The sequence below is a fragment of the Porphyrobacter sp. AAP82 genome (genome assembly GCF_000331285.1).
Classification (GTDB): domain Bacteria; phylum Pseudomonadota; class Alphaproteobacteria; order Sphingomonadales; family Sphingomonadaceae; genus Erythrobacter.
This window is the reverse complement of record NZ_ANFX01000025.1, coordinates 14,671-35,517: the sequence shown is the minus strand read 5'-3', so window position 1 is coordinate 35,517 and position 20,847 is coordinate 14,671. Positions and strand designations below refer to the sequence as shown.

The following is a 20,847-nucleotide window of genomic DNA, read 5'->3' as shown; positions in this document are numbered from 1 at the left end:
GGGAGACGGAAGATGGCCAAGAGTACCCGTCAATACGTCTTCGAAGGCATGGAGCTTCTTCCCGAGGCCCTGGTCCCGTTCGTTGAGAAGCGCCTTGAATCATCCCTGACCGGCCACTGGCAGGTTCAGGTCGTGGAGAAGCTGCCCGGCCTCAGGCCTAACAGTAAGGGCGAGATAGCCTGGGATCAGTCTGCGCTTTTCAACGCGATGGACCGATTCTGGATGGATGCGTTCAAGGCCGTACTGGGCCGGGCCGAAAGATCGCTCGTCAATGAACTGGTCGATGTGCGCAACAAGCTCTCGCACAATGAGACCTTTACCTATGACGACGCGGAACGCGCGCTGGACAGCATGCGCCGCCTTATGGAGTCGATCAGCGCCGGTGAAGTGGCTGCAGAGCTGGCCAAGATGCGCGACACCATCCTGCGCACCAAGTTCACAGAACTGCAGCGCAATGAGGAGCGTCGAAAGACCCATCGCCTCGACATCTCGGTCGAAACCGTGGCCGGGCTCATGCCATGGCGCGAGGTGGTTGAGCCCCACCAGGACGTCGCCACCGGTGAGTTTCAGCAGGCCGAGTTCGCCGCGGATCTGGCCAAGGTCCACAATGGCAGCGCCCCGTCGGAGTACAAGAACCCGACCGAATTCTTTGCCCGCACCTATTTGACCGAGGGCTTGAGCAACCTGCTGATCGGCGCGGCAAAACGGCTATCCAGCGCCAGCGGCGACCCGGTCGTGGAACTGCAGACCAATTTCGGCGGCGGCAAAACCCACTCGATGCTGGCGCTCTATCACATGGCCAGCGGCACAGCGGCGCAGGACCTGCCGGGATTGGACCAGTTGCTGTCGCAGCACGGCCTGACTGTTCCCAAGAAGATCAACCGGGCTGTGCTGGTCGGCACCTCGCGTGGTCCTCAGGATGTCTTGAGTGTTGAGGGTGGCCTGAAAATCCGGACCACATGGGGCGAACTGGCCTGGCAGCTTGGTGGGGCCGATGGCTTTGCCATGGTGGCCGATAATGACGAGCGCGGGATCGCGCCTGGGTCAAACCTCCTCGAAGCCCTCTTCAAGAAGTATTCGCCATCGCTGATCCTGATCGACGAGTGGGTCGCCTATCTGCGTCAGGTCTACAAGGTCGAGGGCCTGCCATCAGGTTCCTTCGACGCCAACCTCTCGTTCGTTCAGGCGCTCACCGAGGCGGTGAAAGCCAGCCCGGGTACGCTGCTGGTGGCGTCTCTCCCGGCATCGCAGATCGAGGTCGGCGGCGAAGGTGGCCAGGAAGCGCTGGTCCGCCTCAAGCAAACCTTCAGCCGGGTCGAATCGTCCTGGCGGCCGGCCTCTCAGGAAGAGAGCTATGAGATCGTCCGGCGACGCCTGTTCAAGGAAATCCCCAGCGACCGGTTCCACCACCGTGACAATACGCTGAAGCAGTACGCCAAGCTCTATCGCGAAAATGCGGGCGATTTCCCGCAGGGCTGCGGGGACGAGGACTACCGGCGCAAGCTGGAGAAATCCTACCCGATCCATCCGGAGATGTTCGACCAGCTCTATACGAGCTGGGGCTCGCTGGAGAAGTTCCAGCGCACCCGAGGTGTGCTGCGCCTCATGGCCCAGGTCATCCACGAGCTGTGGATGGGCAATGATCCGTCGGTCATGATCATGCCGGGCAGCGTGGCGATCAGCTCGGCCCGTGTGGAGCCCGAGCTGCTCCACTATCTCGACGCCAGCTGGCAGTCGATCATCGCCGGCGACGTCGATGGCATTACGTCCACGCCCTACAAGATTGACCAGTCCGCTCCGAACCTGAACCGCTACTCGGCGACCCGCCGCGTCGCGCGCACCATTTTCATGGGCACGGCTCCGACCCACGGTCAGGAGAACAAGGGTCTAGACGACAAGCAGATCAATCTGGGTGTGGTCCAGCCGGGCGAGCGGCCGGCCATCTTCGGCGACGCGCTAAGGCGGCTCACCAACCAGGCCAAGTTCATGCACAGCGACCTGGGCCGCTATTGGTATTCCATGTCGGCGAGCCTGAACCGGATCGCCGCAGATCGTGCCGGGCAGATCGAGGAGGCGCTGGTCCTACTGGAGATCGACAAGGCGCTGGGAAGCTACATCAACGGCCTGTCCGATCGTGGGCATTTCGACGCCGTTCAGGTCGCGCCGGGCAGCTCGTCTGACGTGCCTGACGACGCTGGCGGCGTACGTGCCGTCGTGCTGGGTGTGGCGCATTCCCACACTGGCAGCGCGGGTTCCGCGGCCCTGGCAGAGGCCAAGGATATCTTGATGCAGCGGGGCACGACCCCGCGCGTCTATCGCAACATGCTGGTCTTCCTGGCTGCGGAACAGCGCCAGCTCGACAACCTCAAGGCCTCCATGCGTTCGGCTTTGGCCTGGGCGGAGATCGTCCGTGAAATCGACCGGCTGAACCTGACTCAGAGCGATAGCGCCCTGGCCAAGGCCAAGCTCGTCGAGGCCAATGAAACGCTGAAGACGCGGCTCAAGGAAGCCTGGTGCTATCTGATCTACCCTGTCCAGGAGACCGCACAGGCCGATCTGGAATGGACGACAGCCAAGGTTCCTGCCCAGGACGGATTGCTGGCCAGGGCAAGCAAGAAGCTCGTCAGCGACGAAGGCCTGCTCCCCGAGCTTGGACCGGCTCGGCTAGACCGTGAGCTTCAGAAATACATCTGGAACGGCAAGTCCCACCTGCATCTCAAGGACCTGTGGGAGTATCTGAACCGCTACACCTACATGCCGCGGGTCAAGAACCGCGAGGTCCTGGCCAAGACGGTTCAGGCGGCCGTCGGCGGGATGCTGCCGGGCCCGTTTGCCTATGCCGAGCGATGGGACGAGGCCAAGAAGACCTATGCTGGTCTGGCGATTGACCACGCAGGTGGGGTTCAGATCGTAATTGATAGCGAGTCCGTCATCATCCAGCCGGATGTTGCTGAGGCCAATCGGCCCAAGCCAGCGGTTGTGCCGGAGGGTGGAGGCGTCACTCCGGGGACTACGCCACCAGTCCCAGGCGGTGGTCCGACGGGAACACCTCCAGTCGCACCTGGACCAGTGGTCGAGAAGAACCCGACACGCTTCTCAGGAACCGTGATGATCTCACCGGATCGGCCGGCGCGTGTCATGCACCAGATCGTTGAGGCCATTGTCGAGCAGTTGACGACGATGGCCGGCAGCGAGGTGACCCTCAGGCTTGAGATTGACGCGGAGGTTCCGTCAGGTCTGGACCGCGCGAAGGTCCGGACCCTGATCGAGAACGCGACCACGCTCGGGTTCATCGAGAAGATCATCAAATAGGTCACGCCACCGCCAAGGCCGGCTAGATGCTGGTCTTGGTGAATGTCGTGCTCCCGGCAGCCACGGTCGCCGCCACCGATCCAGCCGTGAGGGTCCGCGTCGCGCTGGTCAGGCCGCGCGTGAGCCCGGTCAGCGTCCCGGCCGACACGCTCGTCGACCCCGCCGCGCCCGTGAATTCGCCCCAGGCCCCGGTCTTCGATCCGTCCAGCGGCAGCTTGAATATGCTGCTGGCCATGACCATCGACCCGTTCTTGATCATGATCCATTCTTGGGCGTTGAACACCAGGCCGTCGTCGTTCTCGGCGACTAGCTCAGGCGTCACCTCGCGCAGTTCCTGGGCGATGACCCCGATGCCGGCTGCGCCGGTGTCGAGGCGCTGATACCGGACGCCGCGCATCTGACGCACCAGCTCCAGCGCACCCGCGATGGTCGCCACATCCGTTTTCAGGCTGGCGTCGGAATAGGCCGTCACATCGCCGGTGGCCGTGATCGACCCGGCCACCGAGATCGCGCCGGTGAAGCTCTCACCCGCTTTGTTGGCCGGAGTGTAGCCGAGCGCGGCGGTGACACCGCCCGAGGTGATCGCGCCCACCTCAACCACGGTCTCGGAGCCCGAGACGTTCTTCTTCAGGTACCCCGGCATTATCAAGACCGATTGCATCGTGCTCGACTTCGCCGGGGCGGCGCTGCGCCATGGCAGCCTCGAACAGGAAATCAGCCTCGACAACGACGATCCGGAGCCGGGTCAGGCTCCCTACAAGTGCTGCCCGTCCTGTGAGGCGGAGGTGCCGCTGGGCGCCAGTGAATGCCCGATCTGCGGCTTCGGTTTCGAACGCCGGTCCTGCGCCAAGCGTGCGCCAACAGTCCAGCAGTTTTTCTGACAGTGACGGAGATAGTTCACTCGCATTCCTGCCCACCAAGAGCGGTGGTGTCCACCGGGCAGAGGCCCGAGTTGGAGGACAGTAATGCAAACAGAACGCGTAAGATCAGCAGCGCGACCCGAAGGTCAGCTGCTGGGGCGGCTCGCCGCCATGAAGGCCATGTCGGTGGTTGAACTGAAGGCGGAGTGGCAGAGCCTTATCGGCACGCCAGCGCCGAATAACAGCCGGCAGTTTCTGGAACATCGGCTCGCCTACAGGATTCAGGAGCTGGCCCTCGGTGGGCTCGGCGGGCCAGCGGCCAAGCTGCTCGACGCCCTGGCTGATGAGGTCGAGGGCAAGAAGGTCCGGCGCACGGTGATAAGCGATCCCCGCAACCCGGTCATCGGCACCCGGCTGGTGCGCGAATGGGATGGGGCCGAGCACGTGATCACCGTGCTCAAGGACGGGTTCGACTGGCAGGGACGCCGCTACAAGTCCCTGTCGTCCATCGCCCGGGACATCACCGGCACCCGCTGGAACGGCTACCGCTTCTTTGGCTTGCGCGACATCAAGAGGGGCGAGCGATCATGACCGTCAACACCCCGATGCGCCGCCTGCGCTGCGCGGTCTACACCCGCAAGAGCTCCGAGGAGGGGCTCGACATGGAGTTCAACAGCCTCGACGCCCAGCGCGAGGCCTGCGAGGCCTATATCACCAGCCAGAAGGCCGAGGGTTGGGTCCCAGTCCGCGACCGCTACGATGACGGCGGCTTCTCAGGCGGCACATTGGAACGGCCGGGCCTGAAGAACCTGCTGGCCGACATTGAGGCCGGGCTGGTCGACGTGATCGTGGTCTACAAGATCGACCGCCTGTCACGGTCGTTGATGGACTTCTCGCGGCTCGTTGAAGTGTTCGACAAGCATGGGGTGACGTTCGTCTCCATCACCCAGTCGTTCAACACCACCACCTCGATGGGTCGGCTGACACTGAACATCCTGCTGTCGTTCGCCCAGTTCGAGCGTGAGGTCACCGGCGAACGCATCCGCGACAAGATCGCGGCCTCGCGGCGCAAGGGCATGTGGATGGGCGGGTTCGTGCCGATGGGCTACGACGTCGTTGACCGCAAGCTGATCATCAATGAGACCGAGGCCCGCGCCATCCGCGGGATGTTCGAACGGTTCGTCGAGCTGGGATCGGCTACGCTGCTGACCCGGGAACTGGTCGCCGCAGGTGCCCTGAACAAGCGCGGCAAGGCCATCGACAAGGGCTTCCTCTACAAAGCCCTGAACAACCGGGTGTACCTCGGCGAGGCCGTCCACAAGGGCACCAGCTATCCCGGCGAGCATCAGGCCATCATCGACCAGGTGCTCTGGGACAAGGTCAGGTCGGTGCTGGCGCAAAGCCCGCGCACCCGGGCAGGAAACACCAGGGCCAAGACGCCTGCGCTGCTGAAGGGTCTGATATTCACGGAGAAGGGCATCGCGATGACGCCGACCGTGTCGAAGAAGGGCAGCCGCCTTTATCGCTACTACACCTCGATGGACGCGATCCGGAACCGGGCGGGTGAGAACACCGAAACCTTCGTTCGGCTGCCGGCGGGTATGGTGGAGACCGCGGTCGTCCAGCAGATCCGGACCCTTCTGCTGACGCCTGAGGTCACGGCCCGGGCGATCGAGGCCGCGCAGCGCGAATGCCCCGAGATAGAACAGCCCGATGTGGTGGCGGCCCTGACGGGCTTTGACGCCTTGTGGGAGTCCCTGTTCCCGGCTGAGCAAGCGCGCATCGCACGGCTGCTGGTCGAGCGCGTCACGGTCGGCAGCGACGGCATGGCCGTCGATCTGCGCACCGAGGGGCTTGGGTCGGTGGTCAGGGAGATGGTGACGCCGCGCCGGGAGATGGCGGCATGAGCGTCGCGCCCACCACAATCCGGGTCATCATCCCGCTGGCCATCCGTAAGCGTAACGGCCGCCCCAAGATCATGCCGCCGTCAAATCCGGTGGAGGCCAACGAGGCCGCTGTGGAGGCCCATGTGCTGCGCGCCGTCGCTAAGGCATGGAGCTGGCGGCGCAAGCTGGAGACCGGAAAGGCGAGCACCAATCTCGACCTGGCCCATGCCGAAGATGTCTCCGACCGCTACATCGGCCGGATGATCAAGCTGGCCTATCTGGCTCCGGCTGTTCTCGAGAAACTGCTGCTGCAGCGGTGCCCATTGGCGGTGTCGCTCAAGGACCTGACGGCCATTGCCGACCTGCCGTGGGCAGAGCAGGTTGCCGCTGCCTTCGGCTCCTCAGAAGCCTAACCACCGTCATTCAGGCTGGCGTTTGCCGTCCACACGGACAGGCCAGGTGCGCCCAGAATTGCGCGCCAACACCTCCACCTCGGATTCTCTAACTGCACATTCGAAGGAGTTTATCCGACGAACTGCCGAGCCAGCTTATCGGCCAAATGGCTGTAAAGCATAGCTATTTGAAACCCGAACGACCGGTGGTGAGGTTCGGGTGATCAGAGACAAATTGCGTTCAGAGACAGCTCTGACCGCGTTCGCCAGTCTCCGGGGTTCGGACGGCATCGGGAAAATGGCGCGATTACTGGGGGCTTTGCGCCCCTGCGGTCGCCCGATTGCGGGTTCGCGGCAGGGGAGTGGCGGACAGGGTGGGATTCGAACCCACGGTAGGCTTGCACCTACGGCGGTTTTCAAGACCGCTGCCTTAAACCACTCGGCCACCTGTCCTATGCCTTCGCTGGCTAACGCCAGACGGCGGTATTGTCACCATTGTTCCGTCGCCAAGGGGGGAGAACGGCCAGGCCGTTGTTGGGAATTCAGCCAAGGTGTGACATCCCTAGCATCATGATTCCCCGCCTGCTTCCTGCTGCCGCGCTTGCTCTGGTCGCACTGACCGCGCCGCCTGCCTCGGCGCCCGCGACCGCGCAGGCGAGCGCCGACGGGATCCCCTTCGATGCCTACCTCGAACTGCTCAAGGCCCGCGCCCGTGCCGAGGGCGTGCGCGAGGACACGCTCGAGCGGATGACCGCCGGGCTCACCCCCAATCCGCGGGTGATCGCGCTCGACAACAACCAGCCCGGCAGCGCCACCACGCGCGGCTATCCGCCGATGTCGGCCTATATCGCCGCCCATGTCGATGCCGCGCGGATCGGCGGGGGGCGGGCGGTCTATGCCCAGCACCAGAGCACCCTTGCCGCGATCGAGGCGCAGTATGGCGTTCCCGCGCCGATCATCCTTGCGATCTTCGGCCACGAGACCAGCTATGGCCGGGTCAAGGGCGACTTCGACCTCGCCCGCAGTCTCGCCACCCTGGCGTGGGAAGGCCGCCGCCGCGAGCTTTTCGCTGCCGAGTTCGTCGCGCTGATGAAGATCGCCGAAAAGGGCTTCGCGCGCGAACAGCTGGTCGGCTCCTATGCGGGAGCCTTCGGCAATCCGCAGTTCCTGCCGTCTGTCTACCTGCGGCTTGCCACGGATGGTGACGGCGACGGGCGGGCGGACATCTTCACCAACCGGCCCGACACCTTCGCCTCGATTGCCAATTATTTCCGCGACGCCGGGTGGCGCCCGGGCGAACCGTGGGGCGTGCCTGCCGCAGTGCCGCAGGGCTTCGATGCCGCGGCCTGGCGCACCCGCCTCGTCTCGCCGGTCTGCCCGCGTGTCCATGACCGGCTGAGCCGCTGGCTGACCGTCGCCGAATGGCGCGCGGCGGGAGTAGAGCCGCTGCGCCCGCTGGCCGACAATGTCATGGCCGCCTTCTTCCAGCCCGACGGCCCCGGCACCCGTGCGTGGCTGCTGACCGGCAACTACCGCGCGATCCTCGAATACAACTGCTCTAGCTATTATGCCCTGAGCGTCGGATTGCTGGCGGACGAAATCGTGAACTGATGCGCCCGGCCGCCTCGCCAAGACACAAGGGGGCCGATATAGCCCGCCGCGTCATGCTTCACCGAATTCTGCCGCTCCTTGCCCTCTCGCTCCTTGCCCTGCTTGCGGGCATCCCTGCGCGCGCGATGGTGCCCGATGCGGGCGCTTTCATGCTCCCGCCTGCGCTCCCCGCCGTCCCCACCGCCGCCGAGGCGCCGGTTGCCCTGTTGGTCGATCTGGGGAGCGGGCAGGTGCTCCATGCCCGTCATCCCGATGCGCGGTTCATGCCCGCATCCGTCACCAAGGTGATGACGCTCTACCTCGCCTTCGAGCTGATTGCGCAAGGCAAGCTCGATCCCGCGCAGGTCTTCACCATGAGCCCGGCCATCGCGCGCGATTGGCGGCGGGTCGGCTCGACCATGTTCCTTGACAGCGGCGAGCGGGTGACGGTCGACGATCTCCTGCTGGGCATCGCCAATGTTTCGGCCAATGACGGCGCGGCAGTGCTGGCCGAGGGTCAGGCCGGATCTGTCAAGGGATGGACCGCGCTGATGAACCGGACCGCGCTCGGGATCGGCATGACCGGGAGCCACTTCGAAAGCCCCAACGGCTGGCCCGACGAAGGCCGCACCTTCACCACCGCCAGCGATCTCGTGGCGCTCGCCCGGGCGATGATCACGCGCCACCCCGACAAGTTCGGATACTACATCGGCCGCGCGGGGCTCGATTACAAAGGCATCGCGCAGGTCAATCACGATCCAATGATCGGGCGCGTGCCGGGCGCGGACGGGATCAAGACCGGCTTCACCGCCGAAGCGGGCTTCTCCTATCTCGGCACTTTGCGGCGCAACGGCCAGCGGTTGGTGCTGGTGCTGGCGGGGGTGCCCAACGGGCGGCTGCGGGCGAAGATCGCCCGCGCCTATGCCGAGTGGGGTTTTTCCGCCTTCGAACGCCGCCAGCTGTTCGCACCGGGCGTTGTGCTCGGCGAGGCGCGGGTCCAGGATGGCGATGCGCGCGCGCTGCCCTTGAAGGCGGCAGGCCCGGTCGCGGTCAACCTGCCCAAGGGCAGCAACAGCACGCTTGCCGCGACAATCCGCTACGACGGGCCGCTCAAGGCGCCGATCGCGGCGGGGCAGGAGGTTGCGGTGCTCGAAGTCACTGCCGAGGGCGTCGCGCCCGCACGCATTCCGCTTTACGCTGCGGCCAGCGTCGGCACCGCCGGCCCGCTCGACCGGATCGTCAACGCGGCGCTGGGGCTGTTCTCGTGACGCGCGCGCCGGGCCGCTTCATCGCCTTCGAGGGCGGGGAGGGGGCGGGCAAATCGACGCAGGCCCGCCTGCTGGCCGAGGCGCTGCGCGCGCGCGGCCTCACTGTCGTCGTCACCCGCGAGCCGGGCGGCACCCCGGGCGCCGAGGCGATCCGCGCGCTGCTGCTGGCGCCCCCCGGCGCGCCCTGGCCTACGCAAGCCGAGGCGCTGCTGTTCGCCGCCGCTCGCGCCGATCACGTCGCGCAGCTGATCCGTCCGGCGCTGGCGCGGGGGGAATGGGTGATCTGCGACCGCTTCGTGGATTCGAGCCGTGCCTATCAGGGCGGGGCAGGGGGGCTTGGCGATGATGCGATCTCCGCGCTCCATGCCTTCGGCAGCGGCGGGTTACGGCCGGACCGGGTGATCCTGCTCGACGGCGACGAGGCCGCGCTCGCCGGCAGGCTCGCCGCACGCGGGCAGGCGGCCGACGCGATCGAGGGGCGTCCGGCGGCATACCACCGCGCCGTCGCCGCTGCCTTCCGCGCTCTTGCCGAGGCCGATCCGCAAGGCTTTGCCCGCATCGCTTCAGCGGGCGCGCCGGAGGACGTCCACGCCCGCATCATCGCCGCGCTCGCAGACTTGCTCGCGTGACCGACAGGCCTGCACCCGACTGGCCCAACCACGCCGAGGCCTGGCGCGCGTGGCGCGACGCTCTGGCGGGCGAGCGGATGCATCACGGCTGGCTGCTCGCGGGCAAGGCGGGACTGGGCAAGCGCGACTTCGCCATGGCCGCCGCGCGCGAACTGGTCGCCGAACCGGGCGTGCCGCAACCGGCCGGCGATCACCCCGACATCATCACCCTCACATATGGCCCCAAGGACGACAAGGGCGAGAAGGCGCAGGCCGAGGGCAAGCCCTTCGAACTCGCCCGCTCGATCCGTATCAAGCAGATCCGCGCGATGCAGCGCCGCCTCACCACCCGTCCAACCCTGGGGAGCAGGCGCGCGATCATCATCGACCCGGCCGACGATCTGGAACGCAACGCCGCCAACGCGCTGCTGAAAAGCCTCGAAGAACCCCCTGCCGGCACCTTCTTCCTGCTGGTGACCCACCGGCCGGCGCGGCTCCTGGCGACGATCCGCTCGCGCTGCCGGACGCTGAGGTTCCCGGTGCTGACCGACAGCCAATTGGGCGCAATGCTGCATGCTGCCGGGCTGCCCTCCGACGCGCAGGCGATCGCGGCAGCGGAAGGTTCGTTCGGCGCGGCGGTGCGTTTTGCCGGCGAGGACCTCGCGCCTGTCGCCCGTGTCATTTCGGGGCTTCTGGCGGGCGGCGATAGCGGGATGACCGGGCGCGGCGAACTCGCCCGGCTGATCGGCCCGCGCGCCGGCCGCGAACGGATGCAGGCAGTGCTCGACCTTGCCCAATCGCTTGCTGCGCGCGCTGCCCGGGCCGCCGAGGATCCGGCCCGCCGCGGACGGCTGATCGATGCCCACGCCGCGCTCGTCCAGCTCGCCGCCGAAGCACCTACCTCCAATTTCGATGCGAGCCTGCTCCCCTTCGAGATCGGCAGCTTGCTTGTCGCCGCCGCCCCCGCTAGCGAACCGGCCCATGGCTGAGACGACCCCCTTCTACATCACCACCGCGATCAGCTACCCCAACGGGAAGCCCCATATCGGCCATGCCTACGAGGCGATCGCCGCCGATGTGATCGCGCGCTACCAGCGCCTTGCGGGCCGGCGCGTGCGGTTCCAGACCGGCACCGACGAACACGGGCTGAAGATGGCGAGGAAGGCCGAGGAACAGGGCCGCACACCCGCTGCGCTTGCCGACGAGATGTCGGGCTATTTCAAGGCGATGTGCGATGCTTTGAACGTCTCCTATGACCGCTTCATCCGCACCTCGGAAGCCCCGCACCACCGCGCCAGCCAGGCGATCTGGCAGGCGATGGAGGCGGCAGGCGACCTCTATCTCGATCGCTACGAAGGCTGGTATTCGGTCCGCGACGAGGCCTTCTATGACGAGAGCGAGCTGACCGTGGGCGAGGGCGGAGAAAAGCTCTCCCCCCAGAACACGCCTGTGGAGTGGACGGTCGAGGAAAGCTGGTTCTTCCAGCTTTCCAGGTATCAGGATCAACTGCTTGAATTGCTGAAGAGTCCCGGCTTTCTCGAGCCGGCAAGCCGCCGCAACGAGATGATCGCCTTTGTCGAACATGGCCTGCGCGATCTCTCGGTCAGCCGCACCTCCTTCGATTGGGGGGTCAAGGTGCCAGGCAGCGAGGGCCATGTCATGTATGTGTGGGTCGATGCGCTCACCAACTACCTGACTGGGCTCGGCTATCCCGATGACATGGGTGACATGTGGCCGGCCAGCCTGCACCTCATCGGCAAGGACATCGTGCGCTTCCATACGATCTATTGGCCGGCCTTCCTGATGAGCGCGCGGTTACCCGTGCCGCAAAAGGTGTTCGGCCATGGCTTCTTGTTGAACCGGGGCCAGAAGGAATCGAAGTCGCTCGGCAATGTCACCGATCCGCTCGCGCTTGCCGAGCAGTTCGGGGTCGATGCCTTGCGCTACTTCCTGATGCGCGAAGTCGCCTTCGGACAGGATGGCAGCTATTCGCCCGAAGCCATTGTCCAGCGGGCCAATGGCGAGCTGGGGAACGCCTTTGGCAACCTTGCGCAAAGAACTCTCGGCTTCATTGCCAAGAATCTTGATGGCTATCTCCCGGCGATCCGCGGGCATGATGCGGCGGACACCGCACTGTTCGAAGCCATCGACCGCGCGATTACGGATGAAATTCCGCCGGCTTTCGAAAACCTTGCACTGCAACAGGCGGTCGAGGCCTGGCTTCAGGCGGTGTTCGCCTGCAACGCCTATATCGACGCGCAGGCCCCCTGGACCCTGCGCAAGACCGACCCCGAGCGGATGGAAACCGTGCTCGCCACGCTTTACATCTGCATCGCCCAGCTGGCGCTGGCGATCAGCCCGGTGATCCCGGCGAGCAGCGCGAAGCTCCTCGATATGCTCGGCGTTCCGGAGGACCTGCGCAATCTCGAAGGGATCCGCAGCCACTGGTATTCGCCGCTGGCCGAGAGCGACTACCAGCTTGCCGCGCCGACCCCGCTGTTCCCGCGGCTCGAACTGCCCGCTGACGAGAGCGCGTGATGCTGGTCGATAGCCATTGTCATCTTGAATACAAGGGCTTGGTCGAAGACCGTGAGGCTGTGCTTCAGCGTGCACGGGCGGCGGGGGTGGGGGCCTTCCTCAATATCTCGACCCGCCAGAGCGAATGGGATCAGGTGGTCGGCACCGCCGCGCGCGAGCCCGATGTCTTTGCCAGCGTCGGCATCCACCCGCACGAGGCCGATGCGCATAAGGACCTGGGCCGCGCCGCGCTGCTCGAAGCCACACGGCACCCCAAGGTGATCGCGATCGGCGAAACCGGGCTCGACTACTATTACGACAAGTCGGACAGAGAGGCGCAGAAGCGCTTGTTCCGCATGCATATCGACGTTGCGCGCGAGGTGCAGCTTCCGGTGATCATCCACACCCGCGATGCCGAGGAGGATACCCACGCGATCCTCGCCGAGGAGATGGGGAAGGGCGCCTTCCCCGCGCTGATCCACTGCTTCACCGCCTCGGCCGATTTCGCCGACAAGGTGCTGGCATTGGGGTTGACGATTTCCCTGTCCGGCATCGTGACCTTCAAGAACGCCAAGGACTTGCAGGAGGTCGCCAAGGTGATCCCTGAAGACAAGCTGCTGGTCGAGACCGACAGTCCCTTCCTCGCCCCCGTCCCGCATCGGGGGAGGGTGTGCGAGCCCGCCTATGTCAGCGATACTGCCACCTTTGTCGCGGGGCTGCGCGGAACGAATGTGGAACATCTGACCAAGGTGACCACCGCCAATTTCTTCAGGCTGTTCAGCAAGGCGGCTCTGTGAAGCTGGTGATGCTCGGCTCGGGCACCTCGACCGGGGTGCCGCGGCTTGGCGGGCCGGACGGAGCGGGCGACTGGGGCGATTGCGATCCGGACGAGCCGCGAAACCGCCGCACCCGCGTCTCGATCATGGTCGAAAGCGAGGAAGGCAAGCGCCTGCTGGTCGATACCTCGTCCGATTGCCGTGCGCAGCTGCTTGCAAACCGGGTTGGGCATATCGACGCGGTGTTCTGGACGCATGACCACGCCGATCACTGCCACGGCATCGATGACCTCAGGGTGCTGCGCTACGGTCGCGCCGGGCCGATCCCGGGCTTCGGCAGTGTCGAAACCGTGCGCCGCCTGCGCCAGCGCTTCGGCTATGTCTTTGCCGGGCAGGAAGGCTATTCGACGATCTGCACGATCGACACACTCGATCGCCTCAGGATGATCGCGGGCTTCGGGGTCGACTGGTGCCAGATGGCGCATGGCCCGGGAGAGACCACCGCGTACCGCTTCGAAGCCGATGGCAAGTCCATCGGCTATGCCACCGATTTCAGTTCCATCTCCGAGGAAATGATCGACCTGTTCTTCAAGGTCGACATCCTCGTCAGCGATTGCCTGCGCCGCGAACCGCATCCCACCCATGCACATCTCGGCATGGCGATCGAGTTGGGCACGCGCTGCAAGGCGGGCCGCGTGGTGCTCAGCCATCTCGACAAGAGCATGGATTACGCAATGCTGTGCGCCGAGGTCCCGGATTTCGTCACCGTGGGATATGACGGCTTGGAGATGAGCGCGTGAATGCAGGGCTGATCGTCGCGGTCGTCTTGAGCCTCGTGTGGCTGGTGCTGATGGGCAGCGCTTTGGCATCCTACCGGCTCGGCTGGGGGCAAACGATCAGATTGGCGCTGACCTGGCTCGCGATTTTCCTCGGGTTTTATCTCGTGGTGGAGTGGTTCCTGATCGCGCAGGGCACCGCTGCGGCACTGCTAAAGATTTTACATAATATATATTATCCATCTTGAGGACCAGGATGAGCGACACCCCCCAGCAGTCACCTATCGACCGTCTCCTTGCGATCATGGCCCGTCTGCGCGATCCGCAAACCGGCTGCGAATGGGATCTGGCGCAGAATTTCGCGACGATCGCGCCTTACACCATCGAGGAAGCCTACGAAGTCGCCGACGCCATCGAGCGCGATGACATGGCCGAACTCAAATCCGAACTCGGCGATCTGTTGCTCCAGGTCGTGTTCCACGCCCGCATGGCAGAGGAAGCCGGCCTGTTCGCCTTCGCCGATGTCGCGGCCGCCATCTCCGACAAGATGGAAGCGCGCCACCCGCATATCTTTGGCACCGAAACCGGGACCATGGTCAGCGCCCGGTGGGAGGACCTGAAGGCCGGCGAACGTGCCCAAGCCGGTGCGACAAGCGCGATGGACGGGGTCGCCCGCGCGCTGCCTGCGCTGCTGCGCTCGGCGAAGCTGCAAAAGCGCGCGGCCCGTGCCGGTTTCGAGTGGCACGATCTCCAAGGTCCGCGCGACAAGCTCCTGGAAGAATTGCAGGAACTCGACGAAGCGAGCGATGCGGAGCGGCTCATGGAAGCGGGCGACGTGCTGTTTGTCGCGGTCAACATCGTGCGCCGCTACGGGGTCGATGCCGAAGAGGCCCTGCGCGCATCCAACGCCAAGTTCGAACAGCGCTTCCGCGCGATGGAACGGCTCGCCGCGCATGACGGCCACGACTTCGCGCAGCTCTCGCTGGAGGCGCAGGAGGCCTATTGGCAACGTGTCAAACAGGCCGAGAAGGCTGCCTCAAAGGCTTGAGAACTGTCCCAATTCCTTGGGACCCAAGCGCACGGTCAGGCGCCGCAGCGGGCCTTCTTCCCCCTCGCCGCCGTCATCATCGCCCAGCACCTCGCCATGTGCGTGGAGCCAGGCGATCCTGCGACCGTCGCTGACGGGAAGGAGGAAGCTCACCTCCCTCGCCCCGCCGGTCAGCAGCCGCGCGAGTTCGGTGCCGAGGCTGTCCACCCCCTCCCCCGTCACCGCCGAGAGGATTACGGCCCCCTGCCCTTCGGCCGCCTCGCGCAATTCGGCAAGCGAATCAGTGCCGAGCAGGTCACACTTGTTCCACACTTCGAGGATCGGGATACTGCTTGTCCCCGTCTCGGCATCGACCACATCGAGATCGGCCAGCACGCCGAGCACCTCTTTCTTCTGCGCGGCGTGGCTGGGATTGGCCATGTCGCGCACGTGGCAGATCACGTCGGCCGCAGTGACCTCTTCGAGGGTCGCGCGGAAGGCGGCGACCAGCTGCGTCGGCAGGTCGGAGATGAAGCCCACGGTATCCGACAGGATCGCCTTCTCCACGCCCGGCAGCCCGATCGCGCGCATGGTGGGATCGAGGGTCGCGAACAGCAGGTCCTCGGCCATGACTTCGGCGCCGGTGAGGCGGTTGAACAGGGTGGACTTGCCCGCATTGGTATAGCCGACGAGGGCGATGACCGGCCACGGCGCCCTCCCCCGCCGGTCGCGGTGCAGGGCGCGGGTCTTCCTGACCTGTTCGAGTTCGCGGCGAAGGCGGCCCATCCGCTGGCGGATCATCCGGCGGTCGGCCTCGATCTGGGTCTCGCCCGGACCGCCAAGGAAGCCGAAGCCGCCGCGCTGGCGTTCGAGGTGGGTCCAACTCCTCACCAGGCGGCTCTGCTGGTAATCGAGATGCGCGAGTTCGACCTGCAAGCGGCCTTCCGCAGTCGCCGCGCGTTCGCCGAAGATTTCGAGGATCAGCCCGGTGCGGTCGATGACCTTGCGCTTCAGCCGGTCTTCCAGATTGCGCTGCTGGATTGGGGTCAGTGCGCCATCGACGATCACCAGCTCGGCCTCGTGCTGCGCGCACCAGATGCCGATATTCTCGACCTGGCCGGAGCCGAACAGCGTGTTGGGCTGCATCTGGCGAACCGGCAGCACCGCCGAATGGGCGATGACGACGCCGATCGCGAGCGCCAGCCCCTCGGCCTCAGCCAGCCTTTCGGCCGGGTCGAGGTCATAGCGCAGCGCCCGGATATCCGGGCACAGCACAAGCGCCCGCGCGCCGCGGGTCACGTCATCGGCAAACTCGCTGTCGAAGCTCAGTCGTCTGCCCCGTCGTCATCGCCGTCATCGTCATCGACGCTGAGGTCGACCGGTGCTGCGGGCTGGATGGTCGAGACCGCGTGCTTGTAGGCAAGCTGCACCGCACCGTCGCGTTCGAGCAGCATGCAGAACAGGTCGTAGGCGGCGATCCGCCCTTGCAGCATCACGCCGTTGACGAGGAACATGGTCACCTGCACCTCGGCCTCGGCGACGCGGCTGAGGAAGATGTCCTGGAGCTGCTTCTGCTTCTTGCCGCCACCCTGGCTGCCGAATTGCGCCGGGTCGAGCGTGGTGCCCGGCATGATCGTGCTGATCGCGTGCTTGTAGACCAGCTGCGACTGGCCGTCGCGGCGCAGCAGGATCGAGAAATTGTCGAACCAGGTGACAATGCCTTGCAGCTTGACCCCCTTCACCAGAAACATGGTGACGGGAATCTTGTTCTTGCGCAGCAGGTTGAGAAAGGCGTCCTGGAGGTTGCCGCCTTGGCGGACCGTGGCTAAGCCGCTCCTGCTTTCGGTTTCGGCGGGGACTGCTGGACGGGACACCGGACGGGGGGAGAGCGTTCGCCCGCTGGACATGGTCGTGGCTCCTGTTCTTGGCGGCCGGCTTGTTTTCCGGTCCGCAGGGTGCAGGCCGCCGCAAAAAGCGGGGAACGACGGCCCTGATACGTCCATAATGGCGCTTGCACCCGCCCGCGACAAGGCTTGATTTTGGCGCGAACTGCTATGCCGTGCCGCTGCTGCGGCTAGTCATCCTCGTCGCGGCGGTCGGCCATGCCGAGAAGCTTGAGCTTGCGGTGCAGCGCCGAACGCTCCATGCCGATGAAGCTCGCGGTCTTGGAGATGTTGCCCGAGAAGCGGCGGATCTGGATCGAGAGATATTCGCGCTCGAAGCTGACCCGCGCCTCGCGCAGCGGCACGCCCATGATCGCGGTCAGGCTGTCGCTCGCCAGACCGATCTGGCCGCCGATGATTTCGGGCGGCAGCATGTCGGGCTCGACCGTGCCGAGCCGTTCGCGCGGGGTCATGATGATGGTGCGCTCGACGACATTGCGCAGCTGGCGAACATTGCCCGGCCAGTCATAGGCTTGCAGCGCCGCCATCGCTTCGCTGGAAATCTCGGGCGGGGCAAGGCCCTGGTCGTTCGAATAGCGGGTGAAGAAATGCTCGGCGAGCGCGGGGATGTCCTCGCGCCGCTGGGCGAGCGAGGGGATCGCCACCGGCACCACGTTGAGCCGGTAGAAGAGGTCCTCGCGGAAACGCTTTTCGGCCATTTCCACCGTGAGATCGCGGGTGGTGGAAGACACCACGCGCACGTCGACCCCGATCTGGCGCGTGCCGCCCACCCGGACAAAACTCTGGTCGGTCAGCACCCTGAGGATGCGCGCCTGGGTGGAGAGCGGCATGTCGGCGATTTCGTCGAGATAGAGCGTACCGCCATCGGCAAGTTCGAGAAGGCCCGGGCGCACCTGCTTGCCGTTCGCTTCTTCGCCGAACAGTTCCTGTTCGAAGCGTTCGGGCGTGATGCGCGCCGAATTGACCAGCACGAAGGCGCCGTTGGCGCGCGTGCTCCATGCGTGGAGCAGCCGCGCGGCCACTTCCTTGCCGGCGCCCGCCGGGCCCGAAATGAGCACGCGGCTGCCGGTGCTCGCAACGCGCTTGAGGGTCGCGCGCACAGCGTTGATGGACGGCGAATTGCCCGTGAATTCGGCATTGCCCCAGCTCCCCTCGCGCAGGCGCGAGTTCTCGCGGCGCAGGCGATCGGTCTCGGTCGCGCGTTCGACCAGCAGCAGCAGGCGTTCGGCCTCGAAGGGCTTTTCGATGAAGTCCATCGCCCCGCGCCCGACCGCAGCGACAGCGGTGTCGATATTGCCGTGGCCGGAAAAGATGATGACCGGCAGGTTCGGCTCGCGCGCCTTGATCGCATCGAGCAGTTCGAGCCCGTCCATCGCGCTGCCGTGCAGCCACACATCGAGCAGCACAAGGCTGGGACGGCGTTCGTCGATCAGGCCGAGCGCCTCGGTGCTGTCGGCGGCGGTGCGACAGGCATAGCCCTCGTCGCCGAGCACCCCGGCCACCAGCTCGCGGATATCGCGTTCATCGTCGACGATCAGGATTTCGAGCGCCATCGGGCGGCTCCTTCATGGGGTTGGATCGGGGGGAGCGAAAGCGGGATCACGGGGCCCTGCCTTCAATTGGGTTGGGATTGCGCGCAAAGCTCAGCGACACGCGGGTGCCGCCGCCCGGGCTGCTGGCAAAGCTCATGTCGCCGCCGTGCTCGTCGACGATCTTGTTGACGATCGCAAGGCCGAGGCCGGTGCCCTTCTCGCGGGTGGTGACATAGGGCTGGGTGAGGCGTTCGGGGTTGGCAGGCAGGCCGATGCCGTTGTCCTCGATGGTGACGGTGATCGCCTCTCCAGAATCGCGTCCCCCGTCCTTCAAGGTGACAGCAATCGCGCCGGCATAGGCGCCCTTGGCCTCGGCCGCGCGCGCCTCGACCGCTTCGACGGCGTTTTTGAGGACGTTGGTCATGGCCTGGCCGAACTGGTGGCGGTCGCAGCGGATCTCGCGGTCGACCAGCTCGGACGAGGCGACCGAAAAGGCGATCCCGGAATTGGCGACTTCCTGGAAGAACACCGCCTGGCGCACCAGATCGAGCGCATCCTCATCGCGGAACACCGGCTTGGGCAGGCGCGCGAAGGAGGAGAATTCGTCGACCATGGTGCGCAGGTCGCCGACCTGGCGGACGATGGTGCTGGTCAGCTCGTCGAACAGCTCGCGGTCTTCTTCGGTCAGATGCTTGCGGTAGCGGCGCTTCAGGCGCTCGGTTGCCAGCTGGATCGGGGTGAGCGGGTTCTTGATTTCGTGCGCGATGCGGCGGGCGACGTCGGACCATGCCGCCTGGCGCTGGTCGAGCAGCTGGCGGGTGATGTCCTCGAAGGTGATGACGTGGCCCTCGTCGGTGCCGGCCGCGACCTTGACGGCGAGGGTCAGGATCTCGGTGCCCTTGGCATGGGTGACGATCGCGCGCTCCTTGCCCTCGGCGACCACGCGGGCGAGTTCGGGGGCGAGCGCCTCGAGCGACTGGCCGGTGAGGTCCTCGCCAAGCCCCTCGTGCGCGAGCAGGCCCTGCGCCGAGGCATTCATCAGCGTCACCCGCGCGCCGGCATCGACCGAGACCACCCCGGCGGTCACCGATGCGAGCACCGCCTCGGTAAAGGCGCGGCGCTCGTCGATCTGCCGGTTGGCGCTGACCAGCGCCTGGGTCTGCTTTTCGAGCTGCGCGGTCATGCGGTTGAAGGCGCGGTTCAAGAGCCCGATCTCGTCCGCCCCGGTGCGCCCCTCGAGCCGCAAGGCGAAGTTGCCCTGGCCGACCTTGCGCGCCGCGCCGACCAAATCGGTGAGCGGCTCGACCTGCCGGTCGGCAAAGCGCAAGGCGAACCAGATGGCGAGGCCCACCAGCAGCAGGCTCACCGCCACCAGCGCGATGTTGAAGCGCAGCTGGAGCGTGCGCGCGCTCCCCGTCAGCCGGTCATAGGCGGTGACGATCGACTGCGCGCGCGACCACGAGTTGAACATCGTCTCCTCGGTGGTGCGGGCATTGTAGAGGTAGACGCCGGTCTGCGCGTCGATCGGGACCAGCGCCTCGATCCGCTCCGGGCTGCCAACCACCACGGCCAGCTCGCCGCGGTCGAGCCGGGGGAGCGCGGCGCGGCTGAAGGACAGCGGGCTTCCCGCCTCGGTGAGATTGAGCGCGGCGGCAGTGCGGAACGATCCGTCGGGCATCCGCTGCAGGATCGCGCTTTCGGAAATCTCGCGGGCCTGCACCTGATAGGCGTAGAAATCGGGGAAATCGGGATCGGTGATCGGCACCCGCGACAGGGTGTCGCGCATGTCGGTCGCCATCGTCACCGAGTTCTGTTCGACGTCGCGCTGGTTGGCATCGTAATAGTTCTGCGCGAGCGCGTTGGCGTTCTCCATCAGCCCGCGGGATTCGTCGGAGAACCAGAAGTCGACGCCGGTCTGGAACAGGAAGGCGGCAAAGCCTGCGACCAGCAGCGTCGGCATCGCGGCGACCATCGAGAAGAAGAACACGAGCCGCACATGAAGCCTTGCGGTGCTCCCCGCCGCGCGCCGCAACGCGAGGCGGCGGCCGATCAGCACCAGCAGCGCCATCGCCGGCACCAGCGTCGCCATCAGCAGCACCGAGGCCTGCATCGTCGGCAGAAGGTCGTCAGCCCCCGCCGAGCGCCCGTAGGTCGACCAGGTCGCAACGATCGCAGCCCCAAGCGCGATGAGCGCCGCCGCCTCGAGCCATGCAAAGACATTCGCCCGCCGCCCGGCAAGCAACAGCCGCCGCCACCAGCGCGGGGGCTGGCGCAGAGCGGGGCGCGGTGCTCGGGGGTCGGTTTCCGCCATCGTTGCCGCTTTACAACAATGGTGTGGCAGATTTGCAAGTTCCAAGCCGCACAATCCTGTCGTTGTGCGACGTTTCGTGCCTCAGGCG

General features: G+C 65.9%; 19 protein-coding genes and 1 tRNA gene. 14 read left to right on the top strand and 6 right to left on the bottom strand.

Features of this window, described 5'->3' with window-relative positions; translation table 11 throughout:
* The first annotated feature begins 12 nt into the window (after positions 1 to 12).
* Positions 13 to 3,312 (top strand): DUF499 domain-containing protein, encoded by a 3,300-nt coding sequence (locus D620_RS0108005; RefSeq protein ID WP_017665279.1) that lies wholly within the window; start codon positions 13 to 15, stop codon positions 3,310 to 3,312.
* A 22-nt stretch (positions 3,313 to 3,334) separates the two neighbouring features.
* Here D620_RS0108005 and D620_RS0108000 read toward each other — a convergent pair whose 3' ends face one another.
* Positions 3,335 to 3,955 carry a tail fiber domain-containing protein gene (locus D620_RS0108000; RefSeq protein ID WP_017665278.1) on the bottom strand — a complete coding sequence of 207 codons (621 nt, stop codon included), beginning with the start codon at positions 3,953 to 3,955 and terminating at the stop codon, positions 3,335 to 3,337.
* Between the two features lie 19 nt (positions 3,956 to 3,974).
* Between D620_RS0108000 and D620_RS0107995 the strand changes: the two genes are divergently transcribed.
* From D620_RS0107995 to D620_RS0107980, 4 genes are all read left to right on the top strand, one after another.
* Positions 3,975 to 4,193: a hypothetical protein gene (locus D620_RS0107995; protein ID WP_017665277.1), complete on the top strand. Its 219-nt coding sequence runs from the start codon at positions 3,975 to 3,977 to the stop codon at positions 4,191 to 4,193.
* An 84-nt stretch (positions 4,194 to 4,277) separates the two neighbouring features.
* Entirely contained in the window at positions 4,278 to 4,763 is a 486-nt protein-coding gene (locus D620_RS0107990; RefSeq protein WP_051020568.1) for a DUF2924 domain-containing protein, read from the top strand.
* Positions 4,760 to 6,079: a recombinase family protein gene (locus D620_RS0107985; protein ID WP_017665275.1), complete on the top strand. Its 1,320-nt coding sequence runs from the start codon at positions 4,760 to 4,762 to the stop codon at positions 6,077 to 6,079. Before D620_RS0107990 ends, D620_RS0107985 begins: the two co-directional genes overlap by 4 nt.
* Positions 6,076 to 6,471: a hypothetical protein gene (locus tag D620_RS0107980; protein WP_026092040.1), complete on the top strand. Its 396-nt coding sequence runs from the start codon at positions 6,076 to 6,078 to the stop codon at positions 6,469 to 6,471. The genes D620_RS0107985 and D620_RS0107980 overlap by 4 nt, the downstream gene beginning before the upstream one ends.
* Before the next feature lie 342 nt (positions 6,472 to 6,813).
* On the opposite strand, the gene D620_RS0107975 is transcribed toward D620_RS0107980, so the two are convergent.
* Positions 6,814 to 6,903, bottom strand: a tRNA-Ser gene (locus D620_RS0107975).
* 117 nt (positions 6,904 to 7,020) lie between these two features.
* Between D620_RS0107975 and D620_RS0107970 the strand changes: the two genes are divergently transcribed.
* From D620_RS0107970 to mazG, 9 genes are read left to right on the top strand one after another with little or no spacing between them, the layout of a single operon-like run.
* The gene (locus tag D620_RS0107970) at positions 7,021 to 8,061 is read left to right on the top strand and encodes a lytic murein transglycosylase (protein ID WP_017665273.1); all 1,041 of its coding nucleotides are present in this window, start codon (positions 7,021 to 7,023) and stop codon (positions 8,059 to 8,061) included.
* A gap of 53 nt (positions 8,062 to 8,114) precedes the next feature.
* Entirely contained in the window at positions 8,115 to 9,308 is a 1,194-nt protein-coding gene (locus D620_RS0107965) for a D-alanyl-D-alanine carboxypeptidase family protein (protein ID WP_017665272.1), read from the top strand.
* Positions 9,305 to 9,937, top strand: coding sequence for a dTMP kinase (tmk, locus tag D620_RS0107960; RefSeq protein ID WP_017665271.1), 633 nt, complete (start codon positions 9,305 to 9,307; stop codon positions 9,935 to 9,937). The genes D620_RS0107965 and tmk overlap by 4 nt, the downstream gene beginning before the upstream one ends.
* Entirely contained in the window at positions 9,934 to 10,905 is a 972-nt protein-coding gene (locus D620_RS0107955) for a hypothetical protein (protein ID WP_017665270.1), read from the top strand. The genes tmk and D620_RS0107955 overlap by 4 nt, the downstream gene beginning before the upstream one ends.
* A complete protein-coding gene (gene metG / locus D620_RS0107950; protein WP_017665269.1) occupies positions 10,898 to 12,454 on the top strand; it encodes a methionine--tRNA ligase in 1,557 nt (518 codons plus the stop codon). The genes D620_RS0107955 and metG overlap by 8 nt, the downstream gene beginning before the upstream one ends.
* Positions 12,454 to 13,230, top strand: a complete 777-nt coding sequence (locus tag D620_RS0107945; protein WP_017665268.1) for a TatD family hydrolase — start codon at positions 12,454 to 12,456, stop codon at positions 13,228 to 13,230. Before metG ends, D620_RS0107945 begins: the two co-directional genes overlap by 1 nt.
* Positions 13,227 to 14,009: an MBL fold metallo-hydrolase gene (locus tag D620_RS0107940; RefSeq protein ID WP_017665267.1), complete on the top strand. Its 783-nt coding sequence runs from the start codon at positions 13,227 to 13,229 to the stop codon at positions 14,007 to 14,009. The genes D620_RS0107945 and D620_RS0107940 overlap by 4 nt, the downstream gene beginning before the upstream one ends.
* Positions 14,006 to 14,233, top strand: a complete 228-nt coding sequence (locus D620_RS14930; protein ID WP_017665266.1) for a hypothetical protein — start codon at positions 14,006 to 14,008, stop codon at positions 14,231 to 14,233. The genes D620_RS0107940 and D620_RS14930 overlap by 4 nt, the downstream gene beginning before the upstream one ends.
* 8 nt (positions 14,234 to 14,241) lie before the next feature.
* A complete protein-coding gene (mazG, locus tag D620_RS0107930; RefSeq protein ID WP_033376478.1) occupies positions 14,242 to 15,033 on the top strand; it encodes a nucleoside triphosphate pyrophosphohydrolase in 792 nt (263 codons plus the stop codon).
* On the opposite strand, the gene hflX is transcribed toward mazG, so the two are convergent.
* The 4 genes from hflX to D620_RS0107910 form a co-directional block, all read right to left on the bottom strand.
* Complete coding sequence (gene hflX, locus D620_RS0107925) at positions 15,022 to 16,311, bottom strand: GTPase HflX (protein WP_017665264.1); 1,290 nt, start codon at positions 16,309 to 16,311, stop codon at positions 15,022 to 15,024. The genes mazG and hflX overlap by 12 nt on opposite strands.
* A gap of 26 nt (positions 16,312 to 16,337) precedes the next feature.
* Positions 16,338 to 16,919 (bottom strand): RNA chaperone Hfq, encoded by a 582-nt coding sequence (hfq, locus tag D620_RS0107920; protein ID WP_026092039.1) that lies wholly within the window; start codon positions 16,917 to 16,919, stop codon positions 16,338 to 16,340.
* A 167-nt stretch (positions 16,920 to 17,086) separates the two neighbouring features.
* A complete protein-coding gene (locus D620_RS0107915; protein ID WP_017665262.1) occupies positions 17,087 to 18,469 on the bottom strand; it encodes a sigma-54-dependent transcriptional regulator in 1,383 nt (460 codons plus the stop codon).
* Positions 18,470 to 18,515: 46 nt separating this feature from the next.
* On the bottom strand, positions 18,516 to 20,759 hold the full coding sequence (locus tag D620_RS0107910; protein ID WP_017665261.1) for an ATP-binding protein: 2,244 nt from the start codon (positions 20,757 to 20,759) through the stop codon (positions 18,516 to 18,518).
* Between the last annotated feature and the right edge of the window lie 88 nt (positions 20,760 to 20,847).